The sequence below is a fragment of the Spirosoma jeollabukense genome, assembly GCF_054777855.1.
In genome coordinates, this window is sequence record NZ_BAAHAD010000007.1 from 207,032 (window position 1) to 223,356 (window position 16,325).

Sequence of the window (16,325 nt, forward strand, 5' to 3'; positions counted from 1 at the left end):
ACTGCTCTACGTTACCTAATTGTCTTACTGAAAATGGAAAAAGCCCAGGTAAACGACAGTGAGTTGATTTCCCTGTACATCCGTGGTAATGAAAAAGCCTTTGCCAAATTAGTGCAACGGCACAAATCGAAAATTTACACGACTATTTACCTGATTGTAAAGGATCAGTACGTAGCAGAAGATTTGATGCAAGACACGTTCATCAAGGCCGTGGATACGCTCAAGTCGGGTAAATATAACGAGGAGGGAAAATTTCTACCCTGGATTATTCGAATTGCTCACAACTTGGCCATTGACTATTTCCGAAAGGATAAACGCTACCCCAGTGTGGTGTTTGAAGACGGAAGCAGTGTTTTCAATACGCTTGAGTTTGCGGAGGATTCGGTTGAATCACTCCAGATTCGACAGGAAACACACGAGCATTTGCGCGAATTGATTCAGCGATTGCCGGAACAACAGCGCCAAGTGCTTATTATGCGGCACTACGAGGAAATGAGTTTCCAAGAGATTGCCGATGCAACCGGCGTCAGCATTAACACGGCATTGGGACGTATGCGTTATGCGCTAATTAATTTGCGCAAACAACTGAGCAAACGTTCGCCGAGTTATGATAAAAACATTTACCCAAGATGATGTGATCCGGTATGTCTATGAGGAGACCTCGCCCGAGGACAGCCTACTCATTGAAGATGCCCTGATGTCGGAGCCGGATCTGATGACGTTCTTCCTCGAAGCGCTGGAATTGAGAGCTTTGATGAATAAGATAGAACGCCAGCCACGTAAAAACACGGTTCAGACCATTCTGAATTATTCAAAACACCATCCGGCAAACCCACCTGCCCGCTTACGCCAGACGTAGCGGACAGATGGGTTTGTTAGTCTAGGGTGGGTATAAACTTGCGTAGCTTTCGGCTACGCAAGTTTATACCCACCCTATGAAAATGCTATGCAAAAAAAAGAACGGTTCCGGCGGTTTATTGAGTACTTTACTCAGCATTACCCCGACCCTAAAACGGAACTGAACTTCGGTAATCCCTTTGAATTGCTGGTTGCGGTGATTTTGTCGGCGCAGTGTACCGATAAACGAATCAATCACATTTCGCCCGCACTGTTTGCTCGATTTCCTGAACCAGAATCATTGGCTGCGGCTTCTGTAGACGAAGTATTTAGCTACATACGTAGTGTTTCTTATCCTAATAATAAAGCGAAACACTTGGTAGGAATGGCTAATATGCTGCTAAGCAAATTCGGAGGAGAAATTCCGGCGACAGTCGATGAGTTGCAGACGCTACCAGGCGTCGGGCGTAAAACGGCGCATGTAATTCTATCGGTGGTGTACAATGAGCCAACAATGGCGGTCGATACACACGTATTTCGCGTCTCCCACCGAATTGGGCTGGCTCCGTTGACGGCTACTACCCCGCTAGCTGTCGAAAAAGCCCTGATGGCGCACATTCCGAAACAATACGTTCCGAAAGCTCATCACTGGCTTATTTTACATGGTCGCTACGTATGCTTAGCCCGATCTCCCAAGTGCGAAATATGCGCCCTTAGAGAATTTTGTAAATATTATGAAAAGTTGCTAATCGTCAGTCAATAGTCATCCATGATAAAGACCCATGAATCTACTATTAGCTAACGACTAGCAACTATTTTAATACTGCTCCGTGGTGGCAAAGAAGAAACTACCTTCAATTTCAGCGTTTTCGTCTGAATCCGAACCATGAATGGCATTGGCTTCGAGCGACTTGGCATATAATTTACGAATAGTACCTTCTTCAGCCTGGGCTGGGTTTGTGGCGCCAATAAGTTTACGAAAATCAGCTACAGCATTCTCTTTTTCCAGGATCATTGGCACAATCGACCCCGACGACATATATGCCCGTAGATCGTTGTAAAATGGGCGTTCACGGTGGACAGCATAAAATTGCCCCGCCCGTTCGCCCGTCAACTGGGTTTTTTTGATTGCCACAATACGGAAACCCGCTTCTTCAATCTGCTTAATAATTGCGCCTGTATACCCGGCCTCTACGGCATCGGGCTTAATCATTGTGAACGTACGGTTCGTTGCCATTCTACTAGTATTATTTCGAAATTTTAGTTGCTTGTTACGTTGCGGGCGCAAAGGTAGGTAGTTTCCCCTGAAATGTCATGATACGCAACAAGCCTGCTGGTATTTGAATTATTCGTACTTTTGGCTTTTGATTTGGCTTTGGCCATTTGTTTATGCAAGAAATTGAAGCGATTGGCGCGGTTATCAACGGCCCCGCGCAAACCGTGCTAATCACGACCCACCAAAATCCCGACGCAGATGCTATGGGTTCATCGCTGGGACTGGCGGGCTATCTTCGCCAAAAAGGGCATCAGGTAACTGTCGTTACACCTACTGATTATTCCTTAAATCTTCACTGGATGTCAGGCAATGATCAGGTCATTGCTTTTGAAGAAAAAGCGCGCGTATCAATAAGCCAGTTAATAGAGACAGCTGGTGTTATTTTCTGTCTCGATTTTTCGAGCCTCGAACGTATTCGTGAACTGGCACCTTTGGTGCGACAGTCGTCGGCGCTTAAAATACTTATTGATCACCATCTCGAACCGGAGTCTTTCGCTGATCTCGCTTTATGGGACCCTACCGCTTCAGCTACGGCCGAACTGGTTTTCCGGCTTATTGTCGAATTGGGGGATAAAGCCCTGATCAATATTCCCATTGCAGAGTGCCTGTACTCGGGTTTAATGACCGATACAGGTTCGTTCCGTCACTCGAATACAACCGGTAACGTTCACCGGATGGCTGCTGAGCTGGTAGACCTTAAAATAGATGTCAGTACGATTCACCGGCGTATTTTTGATAATGTGACACTCGACAAATTTCGGTTGCTGGGCTACGTATTAAATGAGAAGTTGAAAGTATTGCCTCAATATAAGTTTGCCTACATCACCCTAACCGACGCGGAATTAAAACGCTATCGATCAAAAACTGGCGATACAGAAGGCTTGGTCAACTATGCACTGGCTGTCGAAGGCGTTGTCATGGCGGCTATTCTTATAGAACGTAACGACGAAATAAGACTCTCGTTTCGTTCTATAAGTGATTTTTCGGTACGGAATCTCTCCAGCGAACACTTTGACGGAGGAGGCCATCGAAACGCGGCTGGTGGACGGTCTAAATTATCTCTGGCTGAAACGGAAAAGAAACTTCTAGCTGTGTTACCACTTTATCAACAGCAGTTATTGGAAACCGTCTAGACAAATTTGCGGTATTCGGTTTATAGTTTACGGTAGTAAACCGATGCAGTTCACGTACTAGTACCGCAACCCATAAGTCAAATACCGTAAACTCACTTTAAGCATAAACCAAGTAAATTCTCATGTCTCTTAAAAATTTCGGGAAAGCCGCCCTGATCGTCGCTGTAGTAGCGGCCTGCGGTAAAAACCGCCAACAGGTAACGGACAACGGCCTGAAGTACACAATTCACGAGCAATCGGAAGGAAATCGCAAAGGAAAGGTTGGCGATATTTTAACGCTGCACCTCACGTTGATGAATAACAAAGATTCCATTCTACGCGATACGCACAAAGAAGGCGCTCCCTTTCAGATGCTTTTGCAGGTTCCACCTTTCAAAGGCTCCTACGAAGAAGGGCTGACAATGCTTGGTAAAGGCGATAGTGCTACGTTCTATGTTAGTGCTGACTCATTGTTTACCAAGGCTATGCAGCCCCTGCCACCGGGTGTGCAGAAGGGTACCGACATTGGTATCGCAGTCAAAATTTTGAACGTACAATCTGAAGAAGAGTACAAAAAAACGCAGGCGGCCGATGCGGAGAAACAGAAAGGTATTGATGCTAAAATTATTGATGATTACGTAGCAAAGAATGGCCTGACGGGTAAAGTGCAAAAGACACCATCCGGCGTTTATTACGTAGTGACACAGCCTAGCACTGGTCCATCGCCTAAACCAGGTGATGTTGTTCAGGTTCACTACGTTGGGAAGCTGTTGAATGGTAAAGAGTTCGATAACTCGCACACAAACCCACAGGCACAGGGGAAACCAGCTCAATTCCAGATTGGTGTTGGCATGGTGATTCCGGGTTGGGAAGAAGGCATCAGCAAAATGCATAAAGGAGAAAAAGCTACGCTTATTATTCCTTCAACTCTAGCCTATGGCTCACGCGGAAATCAGGGTATTGCCCCAAATTCGGTGCTGTTATTTGACATTGACCTGATTGACATTCAGAAAGGACAACCAGGTCAAGGCCAGCCTGGAATGCCGCAACCTGGTCGCTAATACTGTTAGTTTTTAGTTTCTTTCAGAAGCCGTTTGCAGTTATAGCTGTAAACGGCTTTTTTTGTTGATTATGGAACTCTGCTTTGCTACAAACAATCGCCACAAATTAGACGAAGTCTCTATCGGACTTGGTAACGCCTTTATTCTTAAAACGCTCACTGATATTGGCTGCACAGACGAACTGCCAGAAACCTCAGGTACAATTGCAGGCAATTCCCGTCAGAAAGCCGATTATGTCTGGACGCATTTCGGTGTGTCATGTTTTGCCGATGACTCTGGGCTGGAAGTAGATGCGTTAAATGGGGAGCCGGGCGTCGATTCGGCTTTTTATTCTGGTAGCCGTGATGCGGAAAAAAATATTCAGAAGCTACTGAGCAAATTAGGGGGGAATCAAAATCGAAAGGCCCGGTTTATTACGGTCTTTACGTTGGTCTTACACGGCGTTGAACACCAGTTTGAAGGCATTGTGGAAGGCCATATTTTGACAGAGCCACGAGGCACCGGTGGATTTGGATATGATCCGATTTTCCAGCCTGATGGCTACGACCGCACATTTGCAGAAATGAGCCTGGAAGAAAAAAATTCTATGAGCCACCGCTCGCGGGCATTGGCTAAGATGCTGACTTATTTGAAGAAACAAATGAAGTAGTGCGGACGCCTGATATAAAAAATGCCCTCTCCTGGATTCCAGGAGAGGGCATTTTTTATATCAGGCGTAAAGTCTAATAAAACTTCGCCCGGCGATCTTCAACCTTAGCGGCTTCTTTGATCGCTTCGTTGATATAAAGACTGATCCGTGAGGTATTATTTTGCTGGATTTGCGTTTTGTAAAGTGCATAATCAGCAATGGCAGGCGCTGGCGTTAAGTTTGTCGTTTCCATCATTAAAACGCCACCTTCGCCCACAAAAGGCTTGCTACGTTTACCGGGTTTCAGGCCAAATGCTTTCCCTAAGGCAACTGGATCGACACCTGCGCTACGTAAGAAACCGGTTGCCAGATTAATACCTTCGGCCGACTCCACCAGGGCGCCCGCACCATATTTCTGAGCAATGCTTTCGAGCGTTCCGCTGGGATTACCGAGTTTGGCAAGAATTTGCTGACCTTTCAGCTCATTACGAACTTTGGCCGTTAGCTCAGTCCGATAATCATTCACCGATACGTTGTCTTTATCGGTCTTATTCGTCAGTACAGCGATAACATACTGATCCCCAATTTCAAATGGCTCCGATACAGAATTAAGCTCCGTTTTATCGTTGAAGGCCCAGCGAATAACTTGCCGTACTTCGGAGCCTGTCAGTGCGTTGATCTGTTGAGCACCTTCCGTAATACGATCAGCCGTAGCAACAACCAGCGATTTATCTTCTTTTACTTTCGCATCGAACGCTTCTTTCGTCTGCACTTCCGATGCAAACTGATCAGCTTTACGCAGTGCTTCGTCACGGGTAGTCTGGCTCGGTGTAATCGATTTCCCAATAGCCGCTATCCGGTAAAGAACATTCGTTTTAGGCTGCGTAACTTTAATGATGTGGTAGCCAAATTCGGTTTCAACCAGCCGGGGAATCAATCCTGCTGAAGTCGCCCCAAATACAGCCGATTCAAACGGTTTGACCATTTGACCATTATTTTTGAAATAACCCAGGTCACCACCAACCTGAGCAGATCCATCCTGGCTGTTGGTCTGAGCAAGTGCTTCAAAGCTGGCACCACCCTGAATCTGTTTTAAAATGCTTTCTGCCCGATTACGTGCTGCAACTTTTGCGGAGTCGGCTAAGCCTTTCGTCTGAATCAGGATATGGCTGGCCCGAGCGGTAAAGTTGGTATCTTTTTTGGTACCACCATACTTGTAAATGAAGTAGGTGTTACCTTCACGGAAAGGCCCGTATATACCACCTGGCGAGAACGTTGGAATAGACGCCCGGAGTTGTTCCGGCATTTCACCCGCTGTCATATATAAGGGTACAGGAACATCGCTATTTTGCCGCGCAAAAGCAGAATCGTTTTGGGCACTGCCTAACCCACGAGCCAGCGATTTAATCTGGTTATACAACGATGCGCTGTCCTCTTTCGAAGGGGCAACCGAAAACGTTACGTATTGAATCGAACGGCTATCCGTTCCAGGATACTCATCTTTATGTTTGCTCAGATAATCCTGTAACTGCGAATCCGTGACCTTAACGGTCGTATCGTTAATAGTATAATACGGAATGAATAGAAATTTCACATCCGCTTTCGAATTCTGCGCCTGATATTCCTTCTGTGCTTCGGCAGTTGTTGCAAATGACGACAGCCGTATCAATCCTTCGTATTTATCACGGAGCCGTTGAGAGGTCAGATTTTTCTCGAAACTTGCCCAGGCCTGTTGCTGCTGAATAGGCTGATTTTTCAGTTTTTTCAGGTAGTCGATAATTGAGCTTTTATTGAACACACCCGTTTGTGGGTCTGTAAAGGCCTGACGGACAGCCGGGCTAATGTTGTTGCCCTGTACCATGTCAACCAGTTCTTCCTGAGAAACTTTGAGTCCGAGTTTATCGAACTCTTTCTGGTAAGCTATCTCAAACAGCATCTGATTCCAGGCTTGTTCACGGATTTGGGCTAAGTCCTGATCGGCGGGTGCGCGGCCAGACTGTTGTTCAAATTGGGCACGAAGTTCATCCACCTTGGCATTGAACTCCTGATAATCAATGGATTGACCGGCAATTTTACCGACTTCCTGCTGATTTCCGCCGAACAGCAAACTACGACCGCCGAGCAAATCCCCACCCACAATGAACAGAATCAAGCTGACGGCAATAATACCAACAGCCAGTCCCGAACGTTCTCTGATCTTATTAATGACAGACATTTCGCTTTTAACAGAAATTTTAGCCCGCAAAATAACACTTTTCCCCGCTGGAATACAAGCGGTAATCGCACATCTGTCCTCAAAAGTGAGGAAAATACTCTACATTGCTTCAACAAAAAAAGTGTCAACTTTTTGCAAAAAGTTGACACTTCATTAGATAGTTCAAAAAGTTGAATGCAGAAACTAGTTACTATCCCGCTTTAGTTTGTCACCTGCTTTGTCAAAGGCATCGCCTATCTCACGACCAGCTTGTTTAAAACCTGATTTTACGTCCTTCCAGGCATCGGCAGTCGCATTTTTAGCGTTCTCAATATCCTCTCCCAGTTCTTTTCTTTCTACTTCAAGTTTTGCCTTCTGACGTTCCGTTTCGGCCTTTGCCTTATCGCTTTGCTTATCAGCTTTAGCCTTTAGTTCTTCTATTTTAGCATCCAGTTTGTCCTTCTGAACATTCATTTTAGCCACAGCCTCATCACGCTCACGCTTAAAATCAGCCGATACTTCGTCGGCTTTATTATCTGCTTTGTCGCCGGCTTCGTTTATGTCTTCTTTTGCTTTTCCGGCAGCATCTTTTGTGTCAGCAGAGATGGCATCCCCCGTTTTTTCGAGAGCATCTTCCGTACGTGACTCATTTTTGTTATCTGATCCACAGGCTTGCAATAATGCCAACGACGCGACTATCATTACCGTACCGGCAACGTGTTTAATTTGGGTTAGCACTAAGTGAGACTTTTTCATAATCGTTTACGTGTAGTTTAGTTTTCACTAATCACGTTGCAAATGCTATGCCAGAACCAAGAATATATAATCTCTGGCCTTAACCTTTCCACTTAATGGCGCAACCGATGGGCTTGGTGATAGGGGACTGAACCGGTCGACCAAGCAACAAACTACTAACGGCCTCGTCTACATATTTACGCTGCACATTTGCGCCGTCCTGTGGGCTATCGTCGACTGTACCAAAATATTCAAGAATAAACTGCCCACCCGTTTGCTTAAGTACATACACCTGTGGTGTGCGGGTAGCGCCAAATGCACGAGCCGTCGCCTGTGTTTCATCGATGGTATAAGCATATGAATAACCCTTATCACGAGCGCGGGCTTTGACATTCTCGAAAGAGTCTTCTTCGTAAAGAGCTGGATCATTAGGTATTATGGCCAGCACAGGATAGCCTTGCGGAGCGAATTTTCGATCCAGTGCGATCAAACGATCTTCGTAGGCCTTTGCGAAAGGGCAATGATTACTGGTAAAAACAACAATCAAGCCTTTCTGTGCCTTGTAATCTGCGAGCGAAATGCTACGTCCATCCACGTTTTTCACACGGAAATCCGCTACAGCATCACCAAGAGTATATCCTGTTGCGGATTGGCAAAAGACGACTGGTTGAGCCAGCAACGAAACAAATAACCCGGCTAAAAACCAACTCATGACTATTTTCATGGTGAATACTTTAAACATTTGCTGATTAGATAGCAAACGTACCTGAAAGATTAATGGGTGAACCCTTTTAAGACTCATAGATACAAGCTTATTCTGTCAATCAACACTGAACGGATATACTTGCTACTGTTTATCTATCAGCCATTTGCTTTTTTGGCCGTTTTAAAAGACTAAACGCTGTCGTATGCTACGTTGGCATAAAGTCAATTACTCTTTTCAAGCGAACAATAGAATCATAACCACTGGAAGAACAGACTATTCTTCTGCAACGCAGAAACAACTCAAAACATCCGGGAAATTAATGTGCATTAACGCACAAGTACTTTAATAACCTTTCTCTGTCCGTTGGTCTGCACATCCAGCCAATAAAGTCCGGATGACAATGGCTGATCGACTATGAAATCAGCCTCACCTGCCTGGCGTTCCAGTCGGCCAGTAATCATCTGTCCGGTAGTTGTTCGCAATTGAATCACAGCGTCATCGGCGTTCCATAGGCGTAAATGAATACGAACAGCCATCGATGGATTAGGATACACTGTTACTACTGGCTCATCAACCTGAATAATGGCTGATACTGGTTTAAACGCATGGCGAGTACCGTCGCTGTCAATCTGCGTTAATCGGTAGTGATTCACGCCCGGCTGCGGGTTAAGGTCAGTCAGACCGTAGTAGTGTCGGTCATCGGTATTGCCTTTGGCGGCTACTTCGCCCACCGGTACATACTCCTCTGAATCGCGTCGGCTTTCAACGACGAAGCGGTCGACATCACGCTCCATGGTAGTTGTCCAGGCCAGTTGAACGCGGTCACCGTCGGGTTTTGCGGTGAAGTCAAGTAACGTAACGGGGAGTATGCCGCTGATATCCCGAATCAGGAAATCATCAACCTGAATTTTAGAAATTCCATCATCGAAGCCCAATTTAAAATCAGTAATAGATTGGCCCGGAGTCAACACAGGCTGGTTGTCAAAAACCTTTGTTGTACCCACCCATAAATCGTACGTATCGACAGGTTGCTGCTCCAAATCGCCTGATGGAGTCAGATAGCGAAGTGTACTACCTGCTTTGTTCAGGATAAACGTAATGGTTTGCCACCCGTTAAATGTTTGTGGATTGTTAGGAGCGCTACCGCCATTAGGCAACGCATTAGCCTGAAAACCAGTATTATCCTGTATATCCAGTGCAAACCGGGCATAAACGGATGCATTTGTTGGCGGGGTTGGAATGTTAAAGCCAGAGCCCACGTAAAACTTCACCGCGTTAGCACCAGGCTTAGACGTTGAGAGCACCTGGAATCGGAACTGAACGTATAGCGAGCTGGGCGCGGGCGAAAAATCAGTGGTACGAACGACATATCCCCGCGTCGTATTGTCAGCCTGGCGATCAAATTCCAATGCCTGTCCCACAACATTGACTAGTAATGTGGCACCCGATCCAATACCGTTGAATTTCGTATTATCCGGCGTTGAACTACTATAATCGGCGGGAACACCGCCCGTCGAAAAGTCCTGTTCAAAATAAGTCGTCTGACCTTTTGTAGCAGCAGTTATTAGCAAGCAAAACAGGGAAAGAGAAGCATAGACTTTTTTCATAAGAAGGCTTCGTTAGGATGGTATATCCTTTCGACAGCGATCTATAAACAAGGTCATTAAGTAACTCAATAAATAAAACTACCGACTTCGCTCTGAATCGTTACGCGCTTGCCTTCATAGGCTTCAACCCGCCCTATAACCTGAGCCTCAATCCCGAATGAGTGCGCTACATCGATAACTTGTTGCGCATAGGCTTCGGACAGATACACTTCCAGGCGATGGCCCATATTGAAGACTTTGTACATCTCCTGCCAGCTTGTCCCACTCTCGGCCTGAATGAGTCGAAATAGAGGTGGGATCGGAAAGAGGTTGTCTTTAATAATGTGCAGGTTGTCAACGAAATGCAACACTTTTGTTTGGGCTCCTCCCGAGCAATGCACCATGCCGTGTATCTGTGGGCGGAGTTCGTCTAATAGCACTTTGGCTACGGGTGCATACGTCCGCGTAGGCGACAGAATGAGCTGGCCAACTGTTGTACCATCGGGCACACTTGGTAACGTATCGGTCAACTCTTTACTACCACTGTAAATAAGGGACTTATCGACAGCGGGGTCAAAACTCTCCGGATATTTCGCGGCAAGATAATGCGCCAGCACGTCATGGCGCGCTGACGTCAGACCGTTGCTGCCCATACCACCGTTGTAGACCGTTTCGTAGGTCGCCTGACCGAACGACGCCAGGCCAACGACAACATCACCCGGCTGAATCCGGTCATTGCTGATCACCTGATCGCGTCGCATTCGGGCAATCACGGTGCTATCCACAATGATCGTTCGGACCAGATCGCCCACATCGGCAGTTTCGCCCCCAGTGCTATAAATCTCAACACCATGATCACGTAGCATCTGCAAAACCTCCTCCGTGCCCTTAATAATTTCGGCAATCACTTCACCCGGAACCAGGTTTTTATTACGGCCGATTGTCGACGACAACAGCATTGGCCCTGTAGCGCCAACACAGATCAAATCGTCGGTATTCATGACGACAGCATCCTGCGCAATGCCCTTCCAAACACTCAGATCGCCCGTTTCGCGCCAGTAAAGATAAGCCAGCGACGATTTGGTACCAGCTCCGTCGGCATGCATAATGGTACAAAAATCCGGATCACCCGCCAACGTATCGGGGACAATTTTGCAGAATGCTTTTGGAAAAAGCCCTTTATCAAGTTGGGCAATAGCGTTGTGAACGTCTTCTTTACTGGCGGAAACTCCGCGCTGGGCATAGCGGTCAGTCATTCTAAATGATGAATGATGAATGATGAATGATGAACAAAGGTAAACAACACCATTTACATCCAGTCATAATTCAGTTGATGCCATTGACAGAAACGATCATTCATCATGCTTATAAACAATCCCTGCTTCGGCACGGATAGCGTCTAACAATGCCATTAGGTTCAAGCTGTCATCGAGTGACCACTGTGGGCTTTCCGTCCGGCCTTCGGTCAGGCACTGCATAACGTGTCGGGCTTCGTAATCGTACCCGTGCGTGGTTCGGTTAAACGCAACGATTGTCGGCTCCTTACCTTCCTGATACAATGTGATTCCTTCCGTTTCGTGAAAGCGGCTATGGATCTTTATTTGTCCAGTTTCGCCCTGAATCAAGCCAATGCAGTCGGTTTTGGCTAGCAACGTACTATCCAGCAAAGCCAGTTGTCCGTCCGTATACGTCATTACGATACCATCTTGTTCGTCAACACCCGTTGTTCCGAACGTAGCAGATGCTTTAATTGTGACAGGTTTACCCAAAATAAGATATGATAAAAACAGTGGATAAATGCCAATATCGAGCAAGGCACCACCGCCAAGATCCTTATTGAAAAGGCGATTTTCGGGCGAAAAAGGGGCTTTAAAACCAAAGTCTGCTTTGACTGAAACCACCTTACCAATAGTCCCGGCTTTTACCAATTCCAGCGCGTGAACAATGCCCGGCATAAATCGGCTCCAAAGGGCTTCCATCAGAAATATCCCCTTCGTTCGGGCTGTTCTAACCATTTCCTGAACCTGCTCGCTGTTCATGGCAAACGGTTTTTCGCCCAGAACGGCCACCTTTCCATTAAGCAACATCATTACGTTTTCGTAGTGTTTAACGTGGGGCGTAGCCACATACACTACGTCCAGATCCGGTAGGTTAACCAGGTCTTCGTAGGCGCCGAATGCGTGAGGAATGTTATACTCTTGAGCAAACTCATCGGCCCGCTGCTGGCTAGTAGATGCCACGGCGTAAAGTTGCGCATCGGGCAGCGTAAGCAGGTCCTGCACGAATTTATGGGCAATGCGGCCCGGTCCTAAAATTCCCCAGCGAGTCATGGTTATTGACGGTTAGTAAGTAAGGGCTATTGGATAAATTGACCGACTGGTCAGTCGTCAAATGTATCTTTTTTTTCTAAGTTGCGCTTTCAACAATACGGTATTCTGTGAAAAACATCCCGTTATTCTTACTCATCTTCGGTTTTTTCTTTACTCGTTATCATGCATGCGCTCAAATTGTTGAACAACCTGATCCGCTACGTCCCTCTTTATCAGATTCTACCAAGACCAGTAAAAAAGATTCATCCAAAGCAGTCGTCGGCCAGCCAAAAGTCGATTCAACGAAACTATCGAATCCCGTAACACGGATATTTCGCTATCGCTTCACCGCCGACGGTACGGTTACGAGCGGCAATGTGAACCGCACCCTGATCCAGTTAACCAGCGCCGTCGATTATCAGCTCAGCAATTATTTTAAGCTATCGAGTAATCCGTCATTTGTGTATGGGAAACAAAATGGGATTCTGGCTGAACGCGAATGGTTCGCTGATCTGCGGACGACGTACCGGTATGAAAGGCGGTTGTATTATCTGGCTTTTGGGTCGTATGAACGTAGCAACTTGCGGCAGATCACACATCGATGGACGGCCGCGGCTGGCGCTGGCTATAAACTCCTGAATCGCAAGCGAGCCTATATTTCCATTACGGACGTTCTTATGCAGGAATACACCGATTTTGTCGAGCTGGATGACATCAATATTTTTCGAAATTCGGCCCGGCTCTACGGCGAATACACCTTCGACAAAGATCGATTTACCATAACTCACACGGCCTTTTATCAACCCGCGCTGGGGCAATATAATGTTCGGTGGAATGCGAGCGTGAGCGTTCAGATAAAACTAACGCAGGTAGTTAGTTTGCGGTCAACCATAGCGAATGCCTACGAAAGTCTGGTCGTGCCCGGCCGCCAGAACAATGACCTGCGATTTACGGTCGGGTTGGTGTATGAGAAAAAATAGTCGTAAGTCGTAAGTCGTAAGTCGTAAGTCAGTGGTCACCAACGTCAGTTACTGGCGACTATTGACTTACGACTATTTTTACTGTTTATCCGGATACGGGATAATCAATTTTTCGCCCCGTGTCGCGATGTCTTTGTCTTTCTTGTTGGCGCGCATGATGGCTTCTTTGCTGACGCCGTATTTCTGCGCCACAACACGCAGCACATCGCCTGGGCCAACTGTATGAACGGTCATTGCTTTCACTCTCAGTTTGGTAACGCCCGCTTTAACATTGGTTTCCGACACATCAGGGTTGAGTGCTTTTAACGTAGCAATTTTCATGTTATACCGATTTGCTACGCTGTAAAAGGTTTCGCCTTTCCCAACGGTATAGGTACTAGCCACACCACCCGGCTTCACTTTAACCTTCGTAACGGCAACTTCTGTCTTTGGTTTTTCTTCTGCCTTGGGCTTTTCGGCTTTCTTTTCTTCTTTCGGTTTCTCTACTTTTTTCTCGACCGGCTTCACCGCAACCGGCTTTTCGGCGGGAGCGGGCTTGCCATCGGTCGTTTCCCGATTGTCTTCAGCGACTTCTTCGGCTTTCGCGTTCGCTTCAGGCGCATCGGCAGGTGGCGTTGCCTCCGACAGATCGACCGGCGCTGGTTGCGAAGACGTATCGGCCTCCTGGGGAGCCATCAGCATCTCAGGGTCATTTTGCGCCAGTGGTTGCTGCGACGCCGTATCGAGTGCTACGTTCGTTAGTTCATCAGAGCCATTTGTATCGTCAGTAACGTAGCCGTAGCCAATATACAGTAGAGCCGCAATCAGTCCAACTAACGCAATGAGCGTAATGGCTGGCAAACTGGAATTTCCGGCTCGGCGAGGATTAGATGGCTGGTTGGTGTCGTCCATTTTCAATAATATATAAGTAGGATTCTATAAATAAGGGTAGATACATGGGCTTCTGGTGATGAAATGCATTGTAGAAACACACTATCCATTAGTTAGCAACTCTCGGCTCATATCGGCCACTTTTCCCTTTAAACTTTCTTTGAAATCCGTAAGCTTACGCGACACTTCTTCGTCGAAAGTGCCAACAATCTGCGCGGCCAGAATACCGGCATTACGCGCCCCATCAAGCGCCATTGTCGCTACCGGCACACCGCCAGGCATCTGCAGAATTGACAGAACCGAATCCCATCCATCGATTGAATTACTTGATTTGACCGGAACACCAATAACAGGCAGAATTGTCATTGACGCCACCATACCCGGCAGGTGAGCCGCTCCGCCCGCTCCGGCGATAATGACCCGCAGCCCACGAGCGCGGGCTGTTTTAGCATAGTCGACCATTTTTTCGGGTGTGCGATGGGCCGAAACAATGTCCATTTCCCATGATACGCCCAACTCGGTCAGAATACTGGCGGCCTCCTGCATGACCTTACGATCGGAGAGACTACCCATGATAATACCTACCATTCAGATGTTTATGAACTAACTTTATCCGCGAAATAACGGAGAATAGAGGAGATTTCGGGGTTATATCTCCGAAAAATTTCTCTTCAATCGGAAATGAATGAAAGTTAACCTATTCATCTCTCATTTCTCCTCCTATTCTCACACGATCTTTAGTCCATCGAATTTTCGGCCCAGAATCGCTACGTCGTCAGCACCCAGGTAATCGTGGAGAAGCGTCGCATAAATCTGTCTGAAATCCACCGAATACGTCAGGTCACCATCGGTTAATTTCGTCAGATTCGGGGCTTCGTTCAACACGCGTCCTGACGGCAGACCGCCCCCAATCAAAAATACGTTGTTGGCTGTGCCATGATCAGTACCGTTACTGGCATTTTGTTTCACCCAACGACCAAATTCCGAAAATGTCATCAGCATGACGTCGTTCTGCCGACCCGTGGCTTTTAAATCAGTCATGAACGCTCCGACGGCTTCGGCATATTGGCCAAGCAGACGTTCCTGCTGCCCCGGTTGGTTGATGTGGGTGTCAAAACCACTAATCGATACGTAGTAAATGCTTGTATTAACCCCAGACTGAATCAGTTGCGCTACCGTTTTGAGCCGGTTGCCCAATTCATGATTCGGATACGTAGCAGTATTGGTGTACACCTTTGCTTTGTCATATACATAGGCTGCCGATGACACCGTTTCGGCCAGCGTTTTATAGAGATAGGCTACGGATTCGGGCTCTTCACTCGTCTGGTTATGTGAATGACTTAAACCCGTGACCAGATTACCGCGGGTTTGATTATAGAGTTTTTTCGGATCTAAAACGGCCAATCCATTCAAATCACTGCCTTTCATAGCCAGACTCAACGTATCATCGACTTCGACGGTGCGGAAAGGCTGCTGTTCTTTACCAGCGCAGGCGGCATCTAAATAGCGCCCAACCCAGCCCGTACGCAGGTATTTATCCGAATCACTGGCGGTTTGCCAGATGTCCATCGACCGAAAGTGCGAGCGGTCGGGATTGGGGTAACCAACGTTGTTAATAACGGTCAGCAAGCCTTCGTCATACAGCGCTTTTAAAGGCGTCATGGCCGGATGCAGGCCGATTTCGTCGTTCAGCGTTAACACCTTATCAGGTCGAATAGCGATGGTTGGGCGTTCCCGATAATAAATGTCGTTTCGATAGGGCACAATCGTGTTCAACCCGTCGTTACCACCCGACAGTTGCACCACGACCAGCACTTTACCAGTTGAGCCTATTGACGGCTGGCCCAGCGTCTGCATTTCGTAGGCTTTCAGAAAATGCGGGATCAGCATAGTACCCGCTGTCGTGAAAGCTGATTGTTTGAGGAAGTCTCTACGGTTCATAATTTCTGAACCGGGATTTATCTGATTTAAGAATCAGCTTGATTTTGTTGTTCGCTTGTGTAGAAAGCAAAATCAAGCTGATTCTTAAAT

General features: G+C 46.9%; 17 protein-coding genes. 7 read left to right on the top strand and 10 right to left on the bottom strand.

Annotated elements, in window-relative coordinates; all coding sequences use genetic code 11:
• Positions 1-33 precede the first annotated feature (33 nt).
• The 3 genes from ACYVEA_RS23610 (at position 34) to nth (ending at position 1,600) form a co-directional block, all read left to right on the top strand.
• On the top strand, positions 34-633 hold the full coding sequence (locus ACYVEA_RS23610; RefSeq protein WP_093826131.1) for an RNA polymerase sigma factor: 600 nt from the start codon (positions 34-36) through the stop codon (positions 631-633).
• Positions 608-859, top strand: coding sequence for a hypothetical protein (locus ACYVEA_RS23615; RefSeq protein WP_461115897.1), 252 nt, complete (start codon positions 608-610; stop codon positions 857-859). The genes ACYVEA_RS23610 and ACYVEA_RS23615 overlap by 26 nt, the downstream gene beginning before the upstream one ends.
• An 87-nt stretch (positions 860-946) precedes the next feature.
• Entirely contained in the window at positions 947-1,600 is a 654-nt protein-coding gene (gene nth, locus ACYVEA_RS23620; RefSeq protein WP_461115898.1) for an endonuclease III, read from the top strand.
• Between the two features lie 54 nt (positions 1,601-1,654).
• Here the strand turns inward: nth and ACYVEA_RS23625 are convergent, their stop codons facing one another.
• Positions 1,655-2,074, bottom strand: a complete 420-nt coding sequence (locus ACYVEA_RS23625; protein ID WP_093826126.1) for a nucleoside-diphosphate kinase — start codon at positions 2,072-2,074, stop codon at positions 1,655-1,657.
• A gap of 152 nt (positions 2,075-2,226) precedes the next feature.
• Here ACYVEA_RS23625 and ACYVEA_RS23630 point away from each other — a divergent pair, with 152 nt between their 5' ends.
• The 3 genes from ACYVEA_RS23630 to rdgB all read left to right on the top strand — a co-directional run bounded on the left by ACYVEA_RS23630 (position 2,227) and on the right by rdgB (position 4,935).
• The gene (locus tag ACYVEA_RS23630; RefSeq protein ID WP_461115899.1) at positions 2,227-3,246 is read left to right on the top strand and encodes a DHH family phosphoesterase; all 1,020 of its coding nucleotides are present in this window, start codon (positions 2,227-2,229) and stop codon (positions 3,244-3,246) included.
• Positions 3,247-3,368: 122 nt separating this feature from the next.
• Positions 3,369-4,286 carry an FKBP-type peptidyl-prolyl cis-trans isomerase gene (locus ACYVEA_RS23635; protein ID WP_461115900.1) on the top strand — a complete coding sequence of 306 codons (918 nt, stop codon included), beginning with the start codon at positions 3,369-3,371 and terminating at the stop codon, positions 4,284-4,286.
• A gap of 70 nt (positions 4,287-4,356) precedes the next feature.
• Positions 4,357-4,935 (top strand): RdgB/HAM1 family non-canonical purine NTP pyrophosphatase, encoded by a 579-nt coding sequence (gene rdgB, locus ACYVEA_RS23640; protein ID WP_461115901.1) that lies wholly within the window; start codon positions 4,357-4,359, stop codon positions 4,933-4,935.
• A gap of 73 nt (positions 4,936-5,008) precedes the next feature.
• On the opposite strand, the gene ACYVEA_RS23645 is transcribed toward rdgB, so the two are convergent.
• The 6 genes from ACYVEA_RS23645 to ACYVEA_RS23670 all read right to left on the bottom strand — a co-directional run bounded on the left by ACYVEA_RS23645 (position 5,009) and on the right by ACYVEA_RS23670 (position 12,465).
• Positions 5,009-7,129 (bottom strand): peptidylprolyl isomerase, encoded by a 2,121-nt coding sequence (locus ACYVEA_RS23645; RefSeq protein ID WP_461115902.1) that lies wholly within the window; start codon positions 7,127-7,129, stop codon positions 5,009-5,011.
• 183 nt (positions 7,130-7,312) lie between these two features.
• Positions 7,313-7,864 (bottom strand): sll1863 family stress response protein, encoded by a 552-nt coding sequence (locus ACYVEA_RS23650; protein ID WP_461115903.1) that lies wholly within the window; start codon positions 7,862-7,864, stop codon positions 7,313-7,315.
• Positions 7,865-7,943: 79 nt separating this feature from the next.
• Complete coding sequence (locus ACYVEA_RS23655; protein WP_461115904.1) at positions 7,944-8,555, bottom strand: thioredoxin family protein; 612 nt, start codon at positions 8,553-8,555, stop codon at positions 7,944-7,946.
• A 320-nt stretch (positions 8,556-8,875) separates the two neighbouring features.
• On the bottom strand, positions 8,876-10,156 hold the full coding sequence (locus ACYVEA_RS23660; RefSeq protein WP_461115905.1) for a T9SS type A sorting domain-containing protein: 1,281 nt from the start codon (positions 10,154-10,156) through the stop codon (positions 8,876-8,878).
• A 65-nt stretch (positions 10,157-10,221) separates the two neighbouring features.
• Positions 10,222-11,391 carry an AIR synthase related protein gene (locus ACYVEA_RS23665; RefSeq protein WP_461115906.1) on the bottom strand — a complete coding sequence of 390 codons (1,170 nt, stop codon included), beginning with the start codon at positions 11,389-11,391 and terminating at the stop codon, positions 10,222-10,224.
• A gap of 96 nt (positions 11,392-11,487) precedes the next feature.
• Entirely contained in the window at positions 11,488-12,465 is a 978-nt protein-coding gene (locus ACYVEA_RS23670) for a Gfo/Idh/MocA family protein (RefSeq protein WP_461115907.1), read from the bottom strand.
• 107 nt (positions 12,466-12,572) lie between these two features.
• Here ACYVEA_RS23670 and ACYVEA_RS23675 point away from each other — a divergent pair, with 107 nt between their 5' ends.
• A complete protein-coding gene (locus ACYVEA_RS23675; protein WP_461115908.1) occupies positions 12,573-13,424 on the top strand; it encodes a DUF481 domain-containing protein in 852 nt (283 codons plus the stop codon).
• A 78-nt stretch (positions 13,425-13,502) separates the two neighbouring features.
• Here the strand turns inward: ACYVEA_RS23675 and ACYVEA_RS23680 are convergent, their stop codons facing one another.
• The 3 genes from ACYVEA_RS23680 to ACYVEA_RS23690 all read right to left on the bottom strand — a co-directional run bounded on the left by ACYVEA_RS23680 (position 13,503) and on the right by ACYVEA_RS23690 (position 16,235).
• Positions 13,503-14,315, bottom strand: a complete 813-nt coding sequence (locus tag ACYVEA_RS23680; protein WP_461115909.1) for a LysM peptidoglycan-binding domain-containing protein — start codon at positions 14,313-14,315, stop codon at positions 13,503-13,505.
• Positions 14,316-14,396: 81 nt separating this feature from the next.
• Positions 14,397-14,882 (bottom strand): 5-(carboxyamino)imidazole ribonucleotide mutase, encoded by a 486-nt coding sequence (gene purE / locus ACYVEA_RS23685; RefSeq protein ID WP_461115910.1) that lies wholly within the window; start codon positions 14,880-14,882, stop codon positions 14,397-14,399.
• Between the two features lie 138 nt (positions 14,883-15,020).
• Positions 15,021-16,235, bottom strand: a complete 1,215-nt coding sequence (locus ACYVEA_RS23690) for a DUF1501 domain-containing protein (RefSeq protein ID WP_461115911.1) — start codon at positions 16,233-16,235, stop codon at positions 15,021-15,023.
• Positions 16,236-16,325: the final 90 nt, after the last annotated feature.

What these genes read in the sequence shown, in the direction of transcription:
- ACYVEA_RS23655 (WP_461115904.1), bottom strand. Translation starts at nt 8,555, where the DNA reads ATGAGTTGGTTTTTAGCCGGGTTATTTGTTTCGTTGCTGGCTCAACCA.
- ACYVEA_RS23625 (WP_093826126.1), bottom strand. Translation starts at nt 2,074, where the DNA reads ATGGCAACGAACCGTACGTTCACAATGATTAAGCCCGATGCCGTAGAG.
- ACYVEA_RS23650 (WP_461115903.1), bottom strand. Translation starts at nt 7,864, where the DNA reads ATGAAAAAGTCTCACTTAGTGCTAACCCAAATTAAACACGTTGCCGGT.
- ACYVEA_RS23635 (WP_461115900.1), top strand. Translation starts at nt 3,369, where the DNA reads ATGTCTCTTAAAAATTTCGGGAAAGCCGCCCTGATCGTCGCTGTAGTA.
- ACYVEA_RS23665 (WP_461115906.1), bottom strand. Translation starts at nt 11,391, where the DNA reads ATGACTGACCGCTATGCCCAGCGCGGAGTTTCCGCCAGTAAAGAAGAC.
- ACYVEA_RS23645 (WP_461115902.1), bottom strand. Translation starts at nt 7,129, where the DNA reads ATGTCTGTCATTAATAAGATCAGAGAACGTTCGGGACTGGCTGTTGGT.
- purE (WP_461115910.1), bottom strand. Translation starts at nt 14,882, where the DNA reads ATGGTAGGTATTATCATGGGTAGTCTCTCCGATCGTAAGGTCATGCAG.
- ACYVEA_RS23670 (WP_461115907.1), bottom strand. Translation starts at nt 12,465, where the DNA reads ATGACTCGCTGGGGAATTTTAGGACCGGGCCGCATTGCCCATAAATTC.
- ACYVEA_RS23680 (WP_461115909.1), bottom strand. Translation starts at nt 14,315, where the DNA reads ATGGACGACACCAACCAGCCATCTAATCCTCGCCGAGCCGGAAATTCC.
- rdgB (WP_461115901.1), top strand. Translation starts at nt 4,357, where the DNA reads ATGGAACTCTGCTTTGCTACAAACAATCGCCACAAATTAGACGAAGTC.
- ACYVEA_RS23610 (WP_093826131.1), top strand. Translation starts at nt 34, where the DNA reads ATGGAAAAAGCCCAGGTAAACGACAGTGAGTTGATTTCCCTGTACATC.
- ACYVEA_RS23615 (WP_461115897.1), top strand. Translation starts at nt 608, where the DNA reads ATGATAAAAACATTTACCCAAGATGATGTGATCCGGTATGTCTATGAG.
- nth (WP_461115898.1), top strand. Translation starts at nt 947, where the DNA reads ATGCAAAAAAAAGAACGGTTCCGGCGGTTTATTGAGTACTTTACTCAG.
- ACYVEA_RS23690 (WP_461115911.1), bottom strand. Translation starts at nt 16,235, where the DNA reads ATGAACCGTAGAGACTTCCTCAAACAATCAGCTTTCACGACAGCGGGT.
- ACYVEA_RS23630 (WP_461115899.1), top strand. Translation starts at nt 2,227, where the DNA reads ATGCAAGAAATTGAAGCGATTGGCGCGGTTATCAACGGCCCCGCGCAA.
- ACYVEA_RS23660 (WP_461115905.1), bottom strand. Translation starts at nt 10,156, where the DNA reads ATGAAAAAAGTCTATGCTTCTCTTTCCCTGTTTTGCTTGCTAATAACT.